This is a genomic window from Enterobacter sp. J49, from assembly GCF_002148625.1.
Taxonomy (GTDB): domain Bacteria; phylum Pseudomonadota; class Gammaproteobacteria; order Enterobacterales; family Enterobacteriaceae; genus Enterobacter; species Enterobacter ludwigii.
Window position 1 is genome coordinate 1 of the sequence record NZ_MWPY01000026.1, and the last position, 278, is coordinate 278.

The 278-nt window shown below is 55.0% G+C and carries 1 pseudogene; it reads right to left on the reverse strand.

Features of this window, described 5'->3' with window-relative positions:
- Positions 1-278: pseudogene (locus tag BJP35_RS06760) on the reverse strand (beta-ketoacyl-[acyl-carrier-protein] synthase family protein); the annotation flags it as partial.

Sequence of the window (278 nt, forward strand, 5' to 3'; positions counted from 1 at the left end):
GCCGATGTCCTTCGCGAATATAATCGAGATCGCATGCGGGATCGGTTTCGTGCAAATGGCAGGTTGCCGGCATCATTTGCTGCTGTAACGCTTGCAGGCAGACGATCGCCTCAAAGCTGCCGGATGCACCAAGCAGGTGCCCGGTATAAGATTTCGTGCTGGAAATCGGTGTGCGATAGGCATCACGCCCCAGCGCCGCCTTGATCGCCTCGGTTTCGTTCACGTCGTTTTGCAACGTAGACGTGCCATGCGCATTGATATAGTCGATTTCATGGCTG